The organism is Bradyrhizobium brasilense, assembly GCF_029714345.1.
Taxonomy (GTDB): Bacteria; Pseudomonadota; Alphaproteobacteria; order Rhizobiales; family Xanthobacteraceae; genus Bradyrhizobium; species Bradyrhizobium australafricanum.
On the sequence record NZ_CP121669.1, the window covers coordinates 8,807,241 to 8,821,872 of the forward strand.

A 14,632-nucleotide genomic window follows, 5' to 3' on the forward strand; every position below is an offset into this window, starting at 1 on the left:
GACGCTGCCGTCGCCGCTGCCGCCCTTCCGGACCTTCCGCAATTCGAGATACCGCCATGCTACCCGAAGCCAAACTCGACGTCCTGCTCGCCCATCATGCCTCGCTCGAGGCCGAGCTGCTCGGCGAGGTCAAGTCCGAGCGCTATGTGCAGATCACGCGCGAGCTCGCCGAGCTCAACCCGCTGATCGATGCGGTGAAGCTCTACCGTTCCGCGCGTAGCGAACTTGCCGACACCGAGGCGATGCTGGCGGATGCCGGGACCGACGCCGAAATGCGCAGCATGGCGGAAGCCGAGCTGGAAACGCTGCAGGCGCGGCTCGGCGAGCTCGAGCAGGAGATCCGGATCGCGCTGTTGCCGAAAGACGCGATGGACGACCGCAACGTGATGCTGGAAATCCGCGCCGGCACCGGCGGCGACGAGGCCTCGCTGTTCGCCGGCGACCTGTTCCGGATGTATGAGCGCTTCGCGTCCTTGCAGGGCTGGAAGGTCGAGGTGATCTCGGCGAGCGAAGGCACCGTCGGCGGCTACAAGGAAATCATCGCCGAGGTGCAGGGCTGCGGCGCGTTCGCCAAGCTGAAATTCGAATCCGGCGTGCACCGCGTGCAGCGCGTGCCCGACACCGAGACGCAGGGCCGCATCCACACCTCGGCCGCCACGGTCGCCGTGCTGCCGGAGGTCGAGGACGTCGACGTCGATATCAAGGACACCGACTTGAGGATCGAGACCATGCGCGCGGGCGGCGCCGGCGGTCAGCACGTCAACAAGACCGAATCGGCGATCCGCATCACCCATCTGCCGACCGGCATCGTCGTGATGATGCAGGACAGTCGCTCGCAGCACAAGAACCGGGCGTCGGCGATGAACATCCTGCGCTCGCGCATCTACGATGCCGAGCGCCAGCGCGTCGATGCGGCGCGCTCCGCCGACCGCAAGGAGAAGGTCGGCTCCGGCGATCGCTCCGAGCGCATCCGCACCTACAATTTCCCGCAAGGGCGAGTCACCGACCACCGCATCAACCTGACGCTCTACAAGCTGCCGCAGGTGATCGCGGGCGAAGCGCTCGGCGAATTGATCGACGCGCTGACCACCGAGCACCAGGCGGCACAGCTCGCCGCGCAGGGCGCCGCGGCCTGACGCGCGCCGCCGCTTGCGCCGGCGAATGCTGCGCTCAGTCCTCTCCGGAAGACGGCGAGGACTTCAGCAGGCGCCGCAACGCCGGGCTCGCGACGCGGCGCAGCTCCTCGATGTTCTTCTTCGAAACCGCCTGGAGCTTCTGTTCTCCCTTTGCCGTCAGCTTGAGCTGAACCCGCCTCGCGTCGTCGGGATCGGCAAGGCGGCTGACCAGTCCGAGCTTTGCCATGCGGTTCATCAGTTCGACGGCGGAGTGATGCCGTATCAGCAGGAACCGCGCGATGTCACCGACGGTCGGCGGACCGGGGTCGACGAAACCCTTGATGCCGAGCAGCGCCTGGTGCTGTCGCGGCGTCATTCCGGCCTTCCGGGCGCCCTCCTCGCTGAATGCAAGAAACCGGCGCAGCTCGTAGCGAAACTGCGCCAGCGCCCGGTAGTCCACCGTCGCGGCCGCCGCCTTGCGTTTGGTTGCTCCGGCTGGTGCTCGTCGTTGCTTTGGTTGCGGCATTCAGTCGTCCTGCTGCTGGCTCGCTCCGCCGGACGGCAGACGCCATGCAACGCTATCAAGCCCGCGCCGGACGCACCATACTACCGGCCGCCCCCACTCATGTTTTCAACGGTTTGACGGTCGAGCGGCGGCGCCGGGCAAGCTCAGGGCTGCGGCCAGTGATCGTAGGTCGAGCTCAATATCTTCAGCAGCACGATCTGGAAGGCGACCGGGATCCGCGGGCTCCTGCGGCGAATGGATTTCTCCAGCGCCTCGGTGATCTCGCTCTTGGTGAGATGCCCGGCCGAGGCGCGCGCGACCAGATCGCCCCAGACCTCCGACAACGACTTGCCGGTGTGATGTGGAGACGGGATCGTTATTCCGCGCGTCTCGGCCCAAGCGATGATCTCGCGCATGGTTTGCCGTCCGCAATTTCGCGCCGTCGCGAGATGGCGCGCGGTGAGCAGGCGCAGCAGATCGTCCGGCGGCGTCCAGCCCACCTTCGGCGGCACTTCGTCGAGCAGCTCGACCGCCAGCTCCTTCAGGACGTTGATCGCGCGGATGCTCAGGCTGCCCGATTGCTCGGCGCCACCGTGCTCGGTCACGGCGTGCTCTCCGGCATTTCCGGTGCGACTTGAAGGCTCATGGATCATCGCTCCCTCACTTACAGGACCCGCACCCGGTCGGTAAACCCTCGATACATCGTAGAGCGATATTAATTCTATCGTAGGCCGATATGATTCGACGAAAGGTGACATTGACTAAATATGCCGGTGGGGAATTGTAGCTGTGACAGGCTGCTCGATTGCAGCCGGCGCATCGTGCCGCCGATCGATCCGATCAGGCGACGAGTGAGCATGCGCGCCAACAATCAATATAATTGGAGGATACTGAGCGATGAGCACCAAGGATTTTCGGCCGGGCAGCGCCCCGAACGTTTCGCGCCGCACTTTGCTGCAAGCCGGCGCGGGCCTGATCGGCGGCACCGTGCTGCCGGCCTCGATCGCGTCGCGGGCACTCGCCGAGGACCATCCGGCGATCGGAACCTATCCCGCGGGCACGTCCGGCTCTTCGGCGTTCATCGGCATCTCGGTGCCGCGCACCGGCACCTATGCGGTGCAGGGCGAGGATGAGCTCAAGGGCTACCAGCTCGCGATCGAGCACATCAACAGCGGCCACGAACTGATCAAGAAGATCTCGCCGAAGACCAGCAAGGGCGTGCTCGGCAAGGAGCTGAAGTTCGGCGTCGCGGATTCCGCGGCGAAGCCGAACGAGGCCGTGCAGGCGCAGCAGCGCTTCATCTCCGAGAACAAGGCGGTGATGATCACCGGCGGCACGTCGAGCGCGGTCGCGGTGGCGCTGAACAAGCTGGCGCAGCGCGAGAAGGTGATCTTCGTCTGCGGCATTTCCGGCTCCAACGACACCACCGGCAAGGATTGCGTGCGCTACGGCTTCCGCCAGAACTTCTTCGGCCAGACCGCCGCGGCGGCGATCGCGCCGGTGCTGATCAAGCAGTTCGGCAAGAACAAGAAGGCCGCCTACCTGACGCCGGACTACACCTACGGCCACACCGTCACCAAGTCGATGCAGGACTACCTCGCCCAGGCGGGCTGGACCACCGTCACCAACCAGGTCTCGCCGCTCGGCGCGCCGGACTATTCGTCCTATCTGCTCAACGTCGCGAATTCCGGCGCCGACGTGCTGATCAACGTCAACTGGGGTCACGATGCCGTGCTGTCGACGCAGCAGGCCAAGCAGTTCGGCGTGCTCGACAAGATGAAGCTCGTGGTGCCCTACCAGGTGCCGTTCATCGCCCGCGAAACCGGCGGCCTGATGCAGGGCGTCTACGCCGCGACCGACTATTGGTGGACCATCGAGGACAAATATCCGCTGGCCAAGATGTTCAACGAGGCCTTCGAGAAGAAGTACGGCTACAAGCCGGAATGGGGCGCCGAGAACGCCTATGTCAGCTTCGCGCACTGGGCCCGCATGGTCGAGGAAGCCGGCAGCTTCTATCCGCCCGACGTCATCAAGGCCTATGAGAAGGGCGAGACGCTGCCTTCGCTGGTCGGCGACGTCCACTATCGCCCCGAGGATCACCAGTGCGTCCGCCCCGTCGTCATCGTCCGCGGCAAGATGGAAAAGGAGATGAAGAACAAGGAGGACTATTACGAGGTGGTCGAGATCGTCCCCGGCGACGGTCTGATGCAAAAGCCGGATGCGTTCGGCTGCCATCTCGGCGACTACACCTGATTAACGTGGGAAGACTCGGCGCCGTGGGCGGGGCGACCCGGCCCGCGGCGCCGCTTTTCTCGGAACGCATCCTCCATCGACCGGGCCAGGTATACGGCTGAGTGAACGCGCGCCATGATCAACTGGCCAAATTTCGTCTCGCAACTTTTCAACGGACTGGCGCTCGGCGCGCTGCTGGCGCTGATCAGCTCCGGATTGACGATCATCTACGGCACGCTCGGAGTGCTCAACCTCGCCCACGGCGCCATGTTCATGATCGGCGGCTACGCCGGATATGTGGCCTATTCCTACACCGGCTCGTTCATCCTCGCCGTGATCGCGGGCTCGCTGTTCGTGATGGCGCTCGGCGTGGCGATGGAGCGGATCATCATCCGCCATTTCTACCATCGCCCGCATGAGGACCAGCTGCTGGTCACGTTCGGCCTCGGCATCTGCTTCGTCGAGATCGTGCGGCTGATCTTCACCAGCCAGTCGCAGGTGGTGCCGCCGCCGGCGATGCTGCAGGGCATCACCTCGCTCGGCTTCCTGTTCTACCCGACCTATCGGCTTGCGGTGGTCGGCATCGTCGCGGTCGCGCTCGGCGCGCTGTTCCTGATCCTGTACCGCACGCGGCTCGGCATGATCGTGCGCGCCGGCATCGAGGATTCGGTGATGGTCGATTCGCTCGGCATCAACGTCTACCGCGTCTTCATGATCGTGTTCGGCATCGGCGCGATGGCCGCAGGCTTCGCCGGCATCATCAACGCGCCGGTGGTGTCGCTGACGCCGGGTGTCGGCGACGACATCCTGGTCGAGACCTTCGTGGTGGTGGTGATCGGCGGCGTCGGTTCGTTTCCCGGCGCCATCCTCGGCGGGCTGATCGCCGGCGAGATCATCAGCATCACCTCGATGTTCAACCCCGGTTACGCCTACGTCATGCTGTTCGCGGCGATGACGCTCGTGCTGGTGCTCAGACCGCATGGCCTGCTCGGCACGCAGGGCCGCGAATGACGACGGACAATTTAGATGCTTAAACAGCGCCCATACCTGATCGAATTCCTGACCGCCGCCGGACTGATCGTCGCGCCCTTCGTGCTGCCGTGGCTCGGCTTCGCGCCCAACACGGTGAACCGGATCCTGGTCTGGGGTCTGTTCGGCCTCGGCTTCGACATCCTGTTCGGCTTCACCGGCCTGCTGTCGTTCGGCCAGTCGGCCTTCTACGGCACCGGCGGCTTCGTCGCCGCCTATCTGCTGACGCGCGCCGGCTTCCCGTACGTCGTGCTCGCGCTCGTCATCGGCATGATCGCGGCCGCCGCCACCGGCTATCTGATCGGCCTGATCGCGCTGCGCCGCACCGGCATCTATTTCGCGATGATCACGGTGGCGATCGCCGAGGTGTTCTTCTTTGTCGAGTTCAATCCGCTGTCGGACTTCACCGGCGGCGAGAACGGGCTGCCGGGCGTGCCGACCCCGAGCTTCAATCTCGGCTTCACCACACTGCACTTCACCACCGGCTGGTCGCTCTATCAGTTCCTGGCGCTGTGCTACTTCATCGGCGTCGTGATCGCGCTGCGCATCGTGCGCTCGCCGGTCGGCGCCGTGTTCAGCGCGATCCGCGACAATCCGCTGCGCGCGACCGCGGTCGGCCACAACATCCACGGCTACAAGCTGACCGCCTTCGTGATCGCCGCCGCCTATGCCGGCTTTGCCGGCGGGCTGCTCGGCGTGCTGCAGGCCTTCATGCCGCCCGACGCGTTCACCTTCGACACCTCGGGGCAGCTCGTGATGCAGACCGCGATCGGCGGCCGCGGCACGCTGTTCGGGCCGCTGGTCGGCGCCGCGGTGTGGCTGTCGCTGCAGGACTTCCTGCAGGCGGCGCTCGGGCTCGGCGCGGCCTGGAAGCTGGTGCTCGGCATCGTGTTCGTGCTGCTGGTGTGCTTCCTGCGCCGCGGCATCATCGGCGGCCTCGCCGATCTGTACCGTCTCCTGACCGGACAGCGCGGCGCCAAGGAGCCGGAGGAGAGTGCACCCGAGGTCGTCGTCGTGGCCAGCGAGCGGCACGCTGCAGCGCCCGTCGCACCGAAGCCGGTGGCGGCTCGCGCCGGCGGCAATCCGTCCGGCCCGATCCTCCAGGCCCGCGGCCTGACCAAGCGCTATGGCGGCCTGCTCGCCAACAGCGACATCGACTTCACCGTCAATCACGGTGAGCTGCGCGGCATCATCGGCCCGAACGGCGCCGGCAAGTCGACCTTCTTCAAGATGCTGACCTGCGAGGTGCATCCGACTTCGGGCACTATCCTGTTCGAGGGCCGCGACATCACCGGCATGAACGTCACCGACGTCTGTCAGCTCGGCCTGACCAAGAGCTACCAGGTCAACCAGCTGTTCGCCGGGTTGACGGTGCGCGAGAATTTGGTGATCGCGGCGCTGTCGGCGCTGCGCGGCAAGTTCAAGCTCGACCTGTTCCGCAGCATCGACAGCATCCCCGGCCTGTCCGAGCGCGTGCAGCAGACGCTCGAGCTGGTCAATCTGACCTCGAGGCCGGACACGCCGGTGTCCGAGCTTGCCTATGGCGAGAAGCGGCGGCTGGAGATCGGGCTGGCGCTGGCGACGTCGCCGAGCCTGTTGCTGCTCGACGAGCCGCTGGCCGGCATGAGCCCGCGCGAGCGCGTCGAGACCGTCAAGCTATTGAAGTCGATCAGTCAGGGCCGCACCATGATCATCATCGATCATGACATGGATGCGCTGTTCGAGCTCGCCGAGCGCGTCACCGTGCTGCAGGAGGGCCGCGTGCTGGTCGAGGGAACGCCGGAAGAGATCAAGACCAATTCGACCGTCCAGGAGGCCTATCTTGGCGGCGTGCATGGAGTGCTCGCCGCATGAGCTTGCTCGAGGTCAACGGACTGAACAGCTACTACGGGGATTCTCACATCCTGTTCGACGTCTCGATGCGCGTCGAGCGCAACGAGGTGGTGGCGCTGCTCGGGCGTAACGGCGCCGGCAAGAGCACGACGCTGAAGAGCCTGATGGGCGTCGTCACCCCGCGCCGCGGCTCGGTGATGTTCGACGGCGTCGAGATCTCGGGCAGGAAGAGCCACAAGATCGCGCAGGCCGGCATGCAGCTGGTCCATGAGGAGCGCCGTATCTTCGGCAGCCTGAGCGTCGAGGAGAACCTCGTGATCGCCGGCCTGACCGCCTCGCAGCGCTGGCCGCTCGAGCGCATCTACGAGATGTTCCCGCGGCTCCGCGAGCGGCGGAGCAACCGCGGCACCGACCTGTCGGGCGGCGAGCAGCAGATGCTGGCGATCGCGCGCGCCCTGGTGCGCGATCCCAAGATCATCCTGCTCGACGAGCCGTTCGAGGGACTGGCACCGGTGATCGTGCGCGACCTGATGAAGGCGTGCCGCGATCTGGCCGAGGCCGGACAGACCATCGTGCTGGTTGAGCAGAACCTCGCCGCGACGCTGGCGCTGGCGCAGCGCATCTACATCATCAACAACGGGCACATCGTCCATGAAGGGCCGGCGCAGGAGATCAAGGCGCAGCCCGAGGTCCTGCAGCGCTATCTCGGGGTTTAGGGCGCGTCACTTTCTCCGCCGTCATTGCGAGCCAACGGGTCGCGCGAACGCGCGCCCGATGACAGGCTCCGCGAAGCAATCCATCGGTCCGCATGCGCGGATGGATGGATTGCTTCGTCGCTACAGCGCAAAATTGCTTTGCAAATTTTGTCGCGAGTTCCTCGCAATGACGAACTCGATATTGCGCATGGCCTCTCGGGATAGGGATTACGGCATTCCCGCGTCGGACCGGGCCACCCGCTCACCCACCCAGCGCCGCGATCATCCGCCTGGCGTGATCGGCGAGCACATCCATCTCCGCCTTGACGGTCTGCGCCGGCAGCAGTGCGATGCCGGCCTTCACCGGCATCACATGCATGTGCAGGTGAAACACCACCTGGCCGCTGGCGGGCTCGCTGAACTGCTGGATGATGATGCCGTCGGCGGCAAACGCCTTCATCGCGGCGACGGCGATGCGCTTGGCCGACCGCGCCACCGCGGCGAGGTCGGCTTCGGCGATGTCGAGGATGCCGCGCGCGGGCGCCTTCGGAATCACCAGGGTATGTCCCGGCGATCGCGGCATGATGTCGAGAAAGGCAAAGGTCCGGTCGGTCTCGTAGACCTTGAAGCTCGGGACCTCGCCGCGCAGAATCCTGGCGAAGATGTTCTGGTCGTCATAGCCCGTCATGGTCGCGCGTCCCGGATCGCTAGGTTGAGATTTCGACCGTGCGCGCCGGCCGCACGGGGCGCAAGTGATATCGACGCCGCATCGGCCATCGGCTAACAACGCGCGATGAGCGAACCCGCAGGACATGGCCAGACCGTCGAGCGTATCAGGCGCAGCCTCGCCGCCCGCCTCAAGGCAGCCGGCAACGACGCCGCCGAGCTCGATGCGCGACTGCTGGTCGGCGCCGCGCTGGGGCTCGATCTGACCGGCATGGTCACCGGCGCGAAGCGTGCGCTGACGAAGGATGAAGCCGATCGCCTCGAGCGCCTCGCGCAGCGCCGCCTCGACGGCGAACCGGTCGCGCGCATCCTCGGCGTCAAGGAGTTCTGGGGACTGCCGCTGCATCTGTCCGCCGCGACGCTGGTGCCGCGCCCGGACACCGAGACGGTGGTCGAGCGCGCACTCGAACTGCTGCGCGCCGACGGGGTGGCCGAGCGCGCCTTGCGGATCGCCGATCTCGGCACCGGTTCTGGCGCGATCCTGCTGGCGCTGCTCTCGGAACTGCCGAACGCGCATGGCTTCGCCACCGACATCTCGACGGAGGCGCTGCAGACCGCAAGCCGCAACGCCGCCGCGCTTGGACTTAGCCAGCGCACGACATGGATCGAATGCGACTACGGCAGCGGGCTCGTCGGCGCGTTCGAGCTGATCGTGTCCAACCCGCCCTACATCCCCTCGGCCGACATCGCCGGGCTCGACATCGAGGTGCGTGCGCACGATCCGCGCGCGGCGCTCGACGGCGGTGCCGACGGGCTCGACGCCTACCGCGCGCTGATTTCGCAATCTGCGGGTCTTTTGACATCAGGAGGATTTCTGGTTGTGGAGGTCGGACAGGGTCAGGGCGGCGACGTTAAAGCGCTGATGACGGCATCGGGGTTATCCCCAACGGGGCCGCCAAAAGCCGATCTGGGGGGCGTCCCGAGGGCCGTTTCCGCCCGCCGGCTGCCCCGATAAAGTCCTATTGGAACGAAAAAAAACCTCTTGGATTATCCCCCGGGAACGACTACGTTCCGGGCACAACATCGGTGCTGGCCCCGTAATCCGTTACGGGTGATGACCAGGGTTCAGCAGAGCCCGCCGATCGAAAGGTTCCAGGAACGCAGGTCATATAGAGCGCAATAGCCGACGCTGTGCTGCTCTCGACCGCCAAGCGAACGAAAGCCTGTTATTGCGCTTGAAGACTTACGCACGAGAACTGAGCCTGTCTCAACGGGCGGAATGATTTGGTCGCTGGCGCGATTGCCGGCGGTTGGGGAACGCGTCTTTGCTGCACGCGACTTTGCTGAACGAGATGGTCGGCGACATCGAAACCACTTCGAACGGTATTGCGATTCCGTGTGCCTAGGCGCGCGCCGAATCGGACTCTGGGAATCGGACTTCTGAGAAATCGGACTGCTGAGAAATCGGACTGTGGACTGCAATAACTTCAGGGCTGGAATAAAAGGCGACAGATGAGAAACGGTCAGAACAACAAGCGGATGCGCAACCGGAATAACAACAACAATAACAACAACAATAACCGGCGCGGCCAGAATCCCCTGACACGGGTGTACGAATCGAACGGACCTGACATCAAGATCCGCGGCACGGCCTCCCACGTGGCCGAGAAATACGTTCAGCTTGCGCGCGATGCGCGCTCCTCCGGCGATCCGGTGGCAGCTGAGAACTATTACCAGCACGCCGAGCACTACTACCGGATCATCGCGGCCGCGCAGGAGCAGTTCCGGCAGAATCAGCAGCCGCCGCGCCCCGACGCCGAGGTCACCCCGACCGAAGACGGCGACGACGACGGCGACGGCTATTCGAGCTTCGGCCAGGAGCCGGGCTTCGTGCCGCAGCAGCAGCAACCTTTCATGCGCGACAACGGCCAGCAGCCGTACCAGCGCGAGCAGCAGCAGCCGCGCGAGCATCGCGAGCGCGAGCATCGTCCGCAGCCGCAATATCAGCCGCAACCGCAGAACCAGCCGCAGCCCGCGATGGCCGATGCCGGCGGCGTCGATCGCCTGCCGTCGTTCATCACCGGCGGCGCGCAGCCGCAGGTCAACGGCGCCTATGAAGGCAATAATGGCGGCGCAGAACGCGGCGAACGGAGCGAGCGCTTTCCGCGCCGCCGCCGCCGTCCGCACGGCCCGCGCCCCGACATGGCGACGCAGCCCGCGCCGAGCGACGACTTCAATCCGGGCAACGAGTAATCCTGAAAATCTGTCACCCTCCCTTCACGGGGAGGGTGAATTGTCCGCGTCACGCCTCGGGTCGTGTTACGACTCTGCGTGAGTCGATTTGCGCGTCGCCGTCGAGGACGGCACCAGCACCGGACGCAATGACGGGATCAGCTGCGTGCGCTCGCGGCGCGCGGGAATCGCCCGATAGACCTGCTTGGTCGCCTCCACGATATGCACGCCGGCGAACGGCATCGACAGCGCCGCGCCGACCCGCTCCCACGCCATCGCCGAGCGCAGGAACCAGCTGCCCTGCACCGGCGGCATGAACAACGCCTCGCCCCACGACGACGGCGTGAACCAGGTCTGCCGCAACAGCTGCGTGATCTGCGCCCGCGAATAGGGCCGGCCATGGCCGAACGGCGTGGCGTCGGTACGCGTCCAGACGCCGCGCCGATTCGGGATGATCGCGATCAGCCGCCCCGAGGGCGAGAGCACCCGCCACACCTCGCGCAGCAGCCGCTCCGGGTCATCGGACATCTCCAGCGCGTGCACCAGCAGCACGCGGTCGACCGCGGCATCCGGCAGCGGCATCGAGAATTCGTCGATCAGGGTGGCCAGCGCCGGCCGGCCGGTCGGCCATTTCAGCACGCCTTGGGCCGCCGGCATGAAGGCAATGCAGCGCTCGCAGGACTCACGGAACAGGCCGAGATAGGGGGTCGGATAGCCGAGGCCGAGCACGCGCTGGCCTTCCGCGTTCGGCCACCGCGCGCGGATACCCCGGTTGATCAGCTGCCGCGCCACGATGCCGAGGCGCTGCGAATAGAAGTCGCGCAGGTCGATGACGTCCATGGTGTTTAGCCTAACACGCCCCCTGCTGCCCAGGTGCGCCGAAAATTGCATTGCCGCCGGAGCGTTAACGCCATATTTCACCCCTATATTGGGCGCGTTAAAAGCATGACCCGGGAAAGTCGATACCGGTCTTTCGAATACACCATGCTTTGAAATGTCCGTCCCGTTTGTTCGTGGAGATATCATGACCGCCGAAATTCGCACTTTCAGCTGCCTCACCGACAATTTCGGGTATTTGATCCACGATCCCGCGACCAAGGCGACCGCGTCGATCGACGCGCCGGAAGCCGGCCCGATCATCAAGGCGCTGGAGCGCGAAGGATGGACTCTGACGGATATCCTGATCACCCATCACCATGGCGACCATGTCGGCGGCGTCGCCGAGCTGAAGCAGAAATACGCCTGCCGCGTCGTCGCCCCGCACGACCAGTCGGCAAAGATCGCCAATGTCGATCTGCGCGCCGCCAATGCCGATGTCATCAAGGTCGGCAGCCTGCTCGCACGCGTGGTCGAGACGCCCGGCCATACGCTCGATCACATCTCCTATGTGTTCGACGGCGAGAAGGCGGTGTTCGCCGCCGACACGCTGTTCTCGATCGGCTGCGGCCGGGTGTTCGAGGGCACCTATCCGATGATGTGGGATTCGCTGCTGAAGCTGCGCTCGCTGCCGGACGATTTTCGTCTCTATTGCGGCCACGAATACACTGCGGCGAATGTGAAATTCGCGCTCACTATCGAGCCCGACAATGCGGTCCTGCAGAAGCGGGCCGAAGAGGTCACAAAACTGCGCGCCGAGAACAAGCCGACGATCCCGGTGCTGCTCGGCGACGAGAAGAAGGCCAACGTGTTCCTGCGCGCCGACGAGCCTGTGGTCGCGGCCAAGCTGCACATGAAGGGCGCCGATCCGGCGCTGGTGTTCGGCGAGCTCCGCGAGCGCAAGAACAAGTCGTGATGGCAGACCTCTCGGCGGCCGATATCATCGCGCAGCTTGCGCTGAAGCCGCATCCCGAAGGCGGACATTATCGCGAGACGTTTCGCGACGAGCGCGGCGACGCCAATGGCCGCGCGCATTCGACCGCGATCTATTTCCTGCTGGCGCGCGGCGAGCGCTCGCATTGGCACCGCATCGACGCCGTCGAGATGTGGCACTATTACGCCGGCGCGCCGCTGACATTGCGGATCGCGCAGGACGGCGGCCCACATGCGATCACGCTCGGGCCGGATGTGGCGCGCGGCGAGCAGCCGCAGGCGATCGTGCCGGCAGACGCATGGCAGGCCGCCGAAAGCAACGGCGACTGGACGCTGGTCGGCTGCACGGTCGCGCCGGGATTCGAATTTGCGAAGTTCGAGCTCGCGCCAAAGGGCTGGGAGTCGGCGTCGTAAGAGCTTTTTCCCGTCATCCCTGCGCAAAGACACCGCCTTTGTCGCTGGAGGTGCGAGCCTTGCGGCGCAATTGCGCCGCTGGGCGAGCCTCGAAGGATGAATCGGCCACAGACGGGGCCGTCGACCCTTCGAGACGGCCGCGTTGCGGCCTCCTCAGGGTGACGGTGAAACAGTAGCAACAACCCTCTTTGTAGGATGGGTAGAGCGCAGCGAAACCCATCAATTCCTATCTACTCTGCGGGATGATGGGTTTCGCTGCGCTCTACCCATCCTACGTTCTTTTTCTCAGCACCATGTCTTTGGCCGCGATCAACCCGCCGCCGGCGATCAGGATTGCGGCGATGGCGATGTTGGCGCTCGGCCTAGCGAAGCCCGCCAGGATCAGGAACGCGGTCGAGAGCAGCGGCGTGGCATAGGAGGCGGCGCCGAGCACGCGGATGTCGCCGCGCTTCATGCCGATGTCCCAGGCGAAGAACGCGGCCCCCACCGGGCCGATGCCGAGCGCGACGACGGCGAGCCATTGCAGCGGCGTCGCAGGCCACACCGTCGTCTCCACCGTCATGTGCACCAGCGCCGCAAGCACGGCGGTTGCGAGGCAGAAGCCGGCCACCGCATCGGTCGGCACCGCCTTGAGCCGGCGCGACATCACCGAATAGGACGCCCAGACGAACGCCGCGACGAAGGCGGCCGCGAAGCCTGGAATCTGCTCTTTTGTGAAGGCGCCGGTGTTGCCGGCGAACAGCAGCACGGTGCCGGCGAGGCCAAGCAGCGCGCCGACGATGTGATGCACCGCAAGCCGCTCGCCCGGCAGCAGCGACGAGAACAATACGATCAGCAGCGGCCAGAGATAGTTGAGCAGGCCGGCCTCAGCCGGCGGGGCGAAGCGCAGCGCCAGGAAATACAGCGCGTGATAGCCGAACAGCCCGCCGACGCCGACGACCCAGGCGACCAGCGGTTGCTTCAACGCGCCGAAGGCTGATGGGCGCAACAGGAAGCTCGCGAACGCGAACGCGGCGCCGATCGCAAAGGTCATGGCCGCGAGCTGGAACGCCGGGATAGTCCCGGTCGCGACCGTCATGACCGACAGCAGCGACCACATCAGGATGGCCGTCAGTCCGACAAGGGTGGCAGTTCGGGTCGTCATCTCAATTCAATCCGTCGTGGCCGGGCATGACTGTCCAAAGGATGGCCGTCTGCAGCCGCTCGCCGATGTCCCGGCCGGCCACGTCTTCCTTCGCGTGTGGCGCGTTGTAAAGACGAAAATGCCCGGCACAAGGCCGGGCATTCGCTACTTGATTGTGCGCGCCTGCGACGCGACGACGCTGCTCGCGTCAGGCGTGATACTGGCCGCCGTTCACGGTCAGCGTCGAGCCGGTGATGAAACCGGCATCGTCTGCGGCGAGGAAGACCACGGCCCGCGCGATCTCTTCGGGTTCGCCGAGCCGGGCGACCGGAATCTGCGGGATCACGTTCTTCTCGAGCACGTCCTTCGGTACCGCCTGCACCATCTCGGTGTTGATGTAGCCGGGGCAGATCACGTTCACGGTGATGCCGCCCTTGGCGTTCTCCAGCGCCAAGGCCTTGGTGAAGCCGATGTCGCCGGCTTTGGCCGCCGAGTAGTTGACCTGGCCGAACTGGCCCTTCTGGCCGTTGATGGAGGAGATCGAGATGACGCGGCCGAACTTGCGGGCGCGCATGCCCTCGATCACCTGGCGCGTCATGTTGAACAGCGAGCCGAGGTTGGTGTTGATCACGGCATTCCACTGCTCGACCGTCATCTTGTGGAACGCGGTATCCTTGGTGATGCCGGCATTGTTGACGAGCACGTCGACCGGGCCGAGATCGGCCTCGACCTGCTTGACGCCGGCCGCGCAGGCGTCGAACGACGCGACGTCCCACTTGTAGACCGGAATCCCGCTCTCCGCCTTGAACTTCTCCGCCGCGGCGTCATTGCCGGCGTAGCTCGCCGCCACCTTGTAGCCCGCCGCTTTCAGCGCCTTGCTGATCGCAGCTCCAATACCGCGCGTTCCGCCCGTCACCAATGCAACACGTGCCATGTCCGTTTCCTCCTTGGCCGTCTTTTATAACCGGATAACTCCGGC

Annotated in this window: 15 protein-coding genes; 9 read left to right on the forward strand and 6 right to left on the reverse strand. The window is 65.4% G+C overall.

The genetic code is table 11. The annotated features are described in order from the left end of the window. Positions 1-56: 56 nt before the first annotated feature. Positions 57-1,136, forward strand: coding sequence for a peptide chain release factor 1 (prfA, locus tag QA635_RS40785; protein WP_283065747.1), 1,080 nt, complete (start codon positions 57-59; stop codon positions 1,134-1,136). A gap of 34 nt (positions 1,137-1,170) precedes the next feature. Here prfA and QA635_RS40790 read toward each other — a convergent pair whose 3' ends face one another. Together QA635_RS40790 and QA635_RS40795 are read right to left on the reverse strand one after the other, a co-directional pair. Next, the gene (locus QA635_RS40790) at positions 1,171-1,641 is read right to left on the reverse strand and encodes a MarR family winged helix-turn-helix transcriptional regulator (RefSeq protein WP_283065749.1); all 471 of its coding nucleotides are present in this window, start codon (positions 1,639-1,641) and stop codon (positions 1,171-1,173) included. Between the two features lie 143 nt (positions 1,642-1,784). Beyond that, positions 1,785-2,225 (reverse strand): hypothetical protein, encoded by a 441-nt coding sequence (locus tag QA635_RS40795; protein ID WP_225647089.1) that lies wholly within the window; start codon positions 2,223-2,225, stop codon positions 1,785-1,787. Between the two features lie 292 nt (positions 2,226-2,517). Between QA635_RS40795 and QA635_RS40800 the strand changes: the two genes are divergently transcribed. The 4 genes from QA635_RS40800 (at position 2,518) to QA635_RS40815 (ending at position 7,430) form a co-directional block, all read left to right on the forward strand. Beyond that, on the forward strand, positions 2,518-3,873 hold the full coding sequence (locus QA635_RS40800; RefSeq protein WP_283065752.1) for a substrate-binding protein: 1,356 nt from the start codon (positions 2,518-2,520) through the stop codon (positions 3,871-3,873). Between the two features lie 114 nt (positions 3,874-3,987). Next, the gene (locus tag QA635_RS40805; protein ID WP_283065754.1) at positions 3,988-4,863 is read left to right on the forward strand and encodes a branched-chain amino acid ABC transporter permease; all 876 of its coding nucleotides are present in this window, start codon (positions 3,988-3,990) and stop codon (positions 4,861-4,863) included. 15 nt (positions 4,864-4,878) lie between these two features. Beyond that, on the forward strand, positions 4,879-6,735 hold the full coding sequence (locus QA635_RS40810; protein WP_283065756.1) for a branched-chain amino acid ABC transporter ATP-binding protein/permease: 1,857 nt from the start codon (positions 4,879-4,881) through the stop codon (positions 6,733-6,735). Next, on the forward strand, positions 6,732-7,430 hold the full coding sequence (locus QA635_RS40815) for an ABC transporter ATP-binding protein (RefSeq protein ID WP_283065757.1): 699 nt from the start codon (positions 6,732-6,734) through the stop codon (positions 7,428-7,430). The genes QA635_RS40810 and QA635_RS40815 overlap by 4 nt, the downstream gene beginning before the upstream one ends. Positions 7,431-7,671: 241 nt before the next feature. On the opposite strand, the gene QA635_RS40820 is transcribed toward QA635_RS40815, so the two are convergent. Next, entirely contained in the window at positions 7,672-8,097 is a 426-nt protein-coding gene (locus QA635_RS40820; RefSeq protein WP_283065758.1) for an HIT domain-containing protein, read from the reverse strand. 105 nt (positions 8,098-8,202) lie between these two features. Here QA635_RS40820 and prmC point away from each other — a divergent pair, with 105 nt between their 5' ends. Next, positions 8,203-9,090: a peptide chain release factor N(5)-glutamine methyltransferase gene (gene prmC / locus QA635_RS40825; RefSeq protein WP_283065760.1), complete on the forward strand. Its 888-nt coding sequence runs from the start codon at positions 8,203-8,205 to the stop codon at positions 9,088-9,090. Between the two features lie 497 nt (positions 9,091-9,587). After that, a complete protein-coding gene (locus tag QA635_RS40830) occupies positions 9,588-10,328 on the forward strand; it encodes a DUF4167 domain-containing protein (RefSeq protein WP_283065762.1) in 741 nt (246 codons plus the stop codon). 66 nt (positions 10,329-10,394) lie between these two features. Here QA635_RS40830 and QA635_RS40835 read toward each other — a convergent pair whose 3' ends face one another. Continuing rightward, positions 10,395-11,147, reverse strand: a complete 753-nt coding sequence (locus QA635_RS40835) for a class I SAM-dependent methyltransferase (RefSeq protein ID WP_028343579.1) — start codon at positions 11,145-11,147, stop codon at positions 10,395-10,397. A gap of 184 nt (positions 11,148-11,331) precedes the next feature. Between QA635_RS40835 and gloB the strand changes: the two genes are divergently transcribed. Both gloB and QA635_RS40845 read left to right on the forward strand, forming a co-directional pair. Next, on the forward strand, positions 11,332-12,099 hold the full coding sequence (gene gloB / locus QA635_RS40840; RefSeq protein ID WP_283065764.1) for a hydroxyacylglutathione hydrolase: 768 nt from the start codon (positions 11,332-11,334) through the stop codon (positions 12,097-12,099). Further along, positions 12,099-12,530 (forward strand): cupin domain-containing protein, encoded by a 432-nt coding sequence (locus tag QA635_RS40845; protein ID WP_283065765.1) that lies wholly within the window; start codon positions 12,099-12,101, stop codon positions 12,528-12,530. The genes gloB and QA635_RS40845 overlap by 1 nt, the downstream gene beginning before the upstream one ends. 271 nt (positions 12,531-12,801) lie before the next feature. Here the strand turns inward: QA635_RS40845 and yddG are convergent, their stop codons facing one another. Together yddG and phbB are read right to left on the reverse strand one after the other, a co-directional pair. Beyond that, positions 12,802-13,674 carry an aromatic amino acid exporter YddG gene (gene yddG, locus QA635_RS40850; protein WP_283065767.1) on the reverse strand — a complete coding sequence of 291 codons (873 nt, stop codon included), beginning with the start codon at positions 13,672-13,674 and terminating at the stop codon, positions 12,802-12,804. A 187-nt stretch (positions 13,675-13,861) separates the two neighbouring features. Beyond that, entirely contained in the window at positions 13,862-14,587 is a 726-nt protein-coding gene (gene phbB / locus QA635_RS40855) for an acetoacetyl-CoA reductase (protein WP_016841131.1), read from the reverse strand. Positions 14,588-14,632 lie beyond the last annotated feature (45 nt).

Coding starts and splice junctions, on each gene's coding strand:
- QA635_RS40845 (WP_283065765.1), top strand. CDS start 12,099: ATGGCAGACCTCTCGGCGGCCGATATCATCGCGCAGCTTGCGCTGAAG.
- QA635_RS40790 (WP_283065749.1), bottom strand. CDS start 1,641: ATGCCGCAACCAAAGCAACGACGAGCACCAGCCGGAGCAACCAAACGC.
- yddG (WP_283065767.1), bottom strand. CDS start 13,674: ATGACGACCCGAACTGCCACCCTTGTCGGACTGACGGCCATCCTGATG.
- prfA (WP_283065747.1), top strand. CDS start 57: ATGCTACCCGAAGCCAAACTCGACGTCCTGCTCGCCCATCATGCCTCG.
- QA635_RS40820 (WP_283065758.1), bottom strand. CDS start 8,097: ATGACGGGCTATGACGACCAGAACATCTTCGCCAGGATTCTGCGCGGC.
- gloB (WP_283065764.1), top strand. CDS start 11,332: ATGACCGCCGAAATTCGCACTTTCAGCTGCCTCACCGACAATTTCGGG.
- QA635_RS40815 (WP_283065757.1), top strand. CDS start 6,732: ATGAGCTTGCTCGAGGTCAACGGACTGAACAGCTACTACGGGGATTCT.
- QA635_RS40810 (WP_283065756.1), top strand. CDS start 4,879: ATGCTTAAACAGCGCCCATACCTGATCGAATTCCTGACCGCCGCCGGA.
- prmC (WP_283065760.1), top strand. CDS start 8,203: ATGAGCGAACCCGCAGGACATGGCCAGACCGTCGAGCGTATCAGGCGC.
- QA635_RS40805 (WP_283065754.1), top strand. CDS start 3,988: ATGATCAACTGGCCAAATTTCGTCTCGCAACTTTTCAACGGACTGGCG.
- phbB (WP_016841131.1), bottom strand. CDS start 14,587: ATGGCACGTGTTGCATTGGTGACGGGCGGAACGCGCGGTATTGGAGCT.
- QA635_RS40830 (WP_283065762.1), top strand. CDS start 9,588: ATGAGAAACGGTCAGAACAACAAGCGGATGCGCAACCGGAATAACAAC.
- QA635_RS40800 (WP_283065752.1), top strand. CDS start 2,518: ATGAGCACCAAGGATTTTCGGCCGGGCAGCGCCCCGAACGTTTCGCGC.
- QA635_RS40835 (WP_028343579.1), bottom strand. CDS start 11,147: ATGGACGTCATCGACCTGCGCGACTTCTATTCGCAGCGCCTCGGCATC.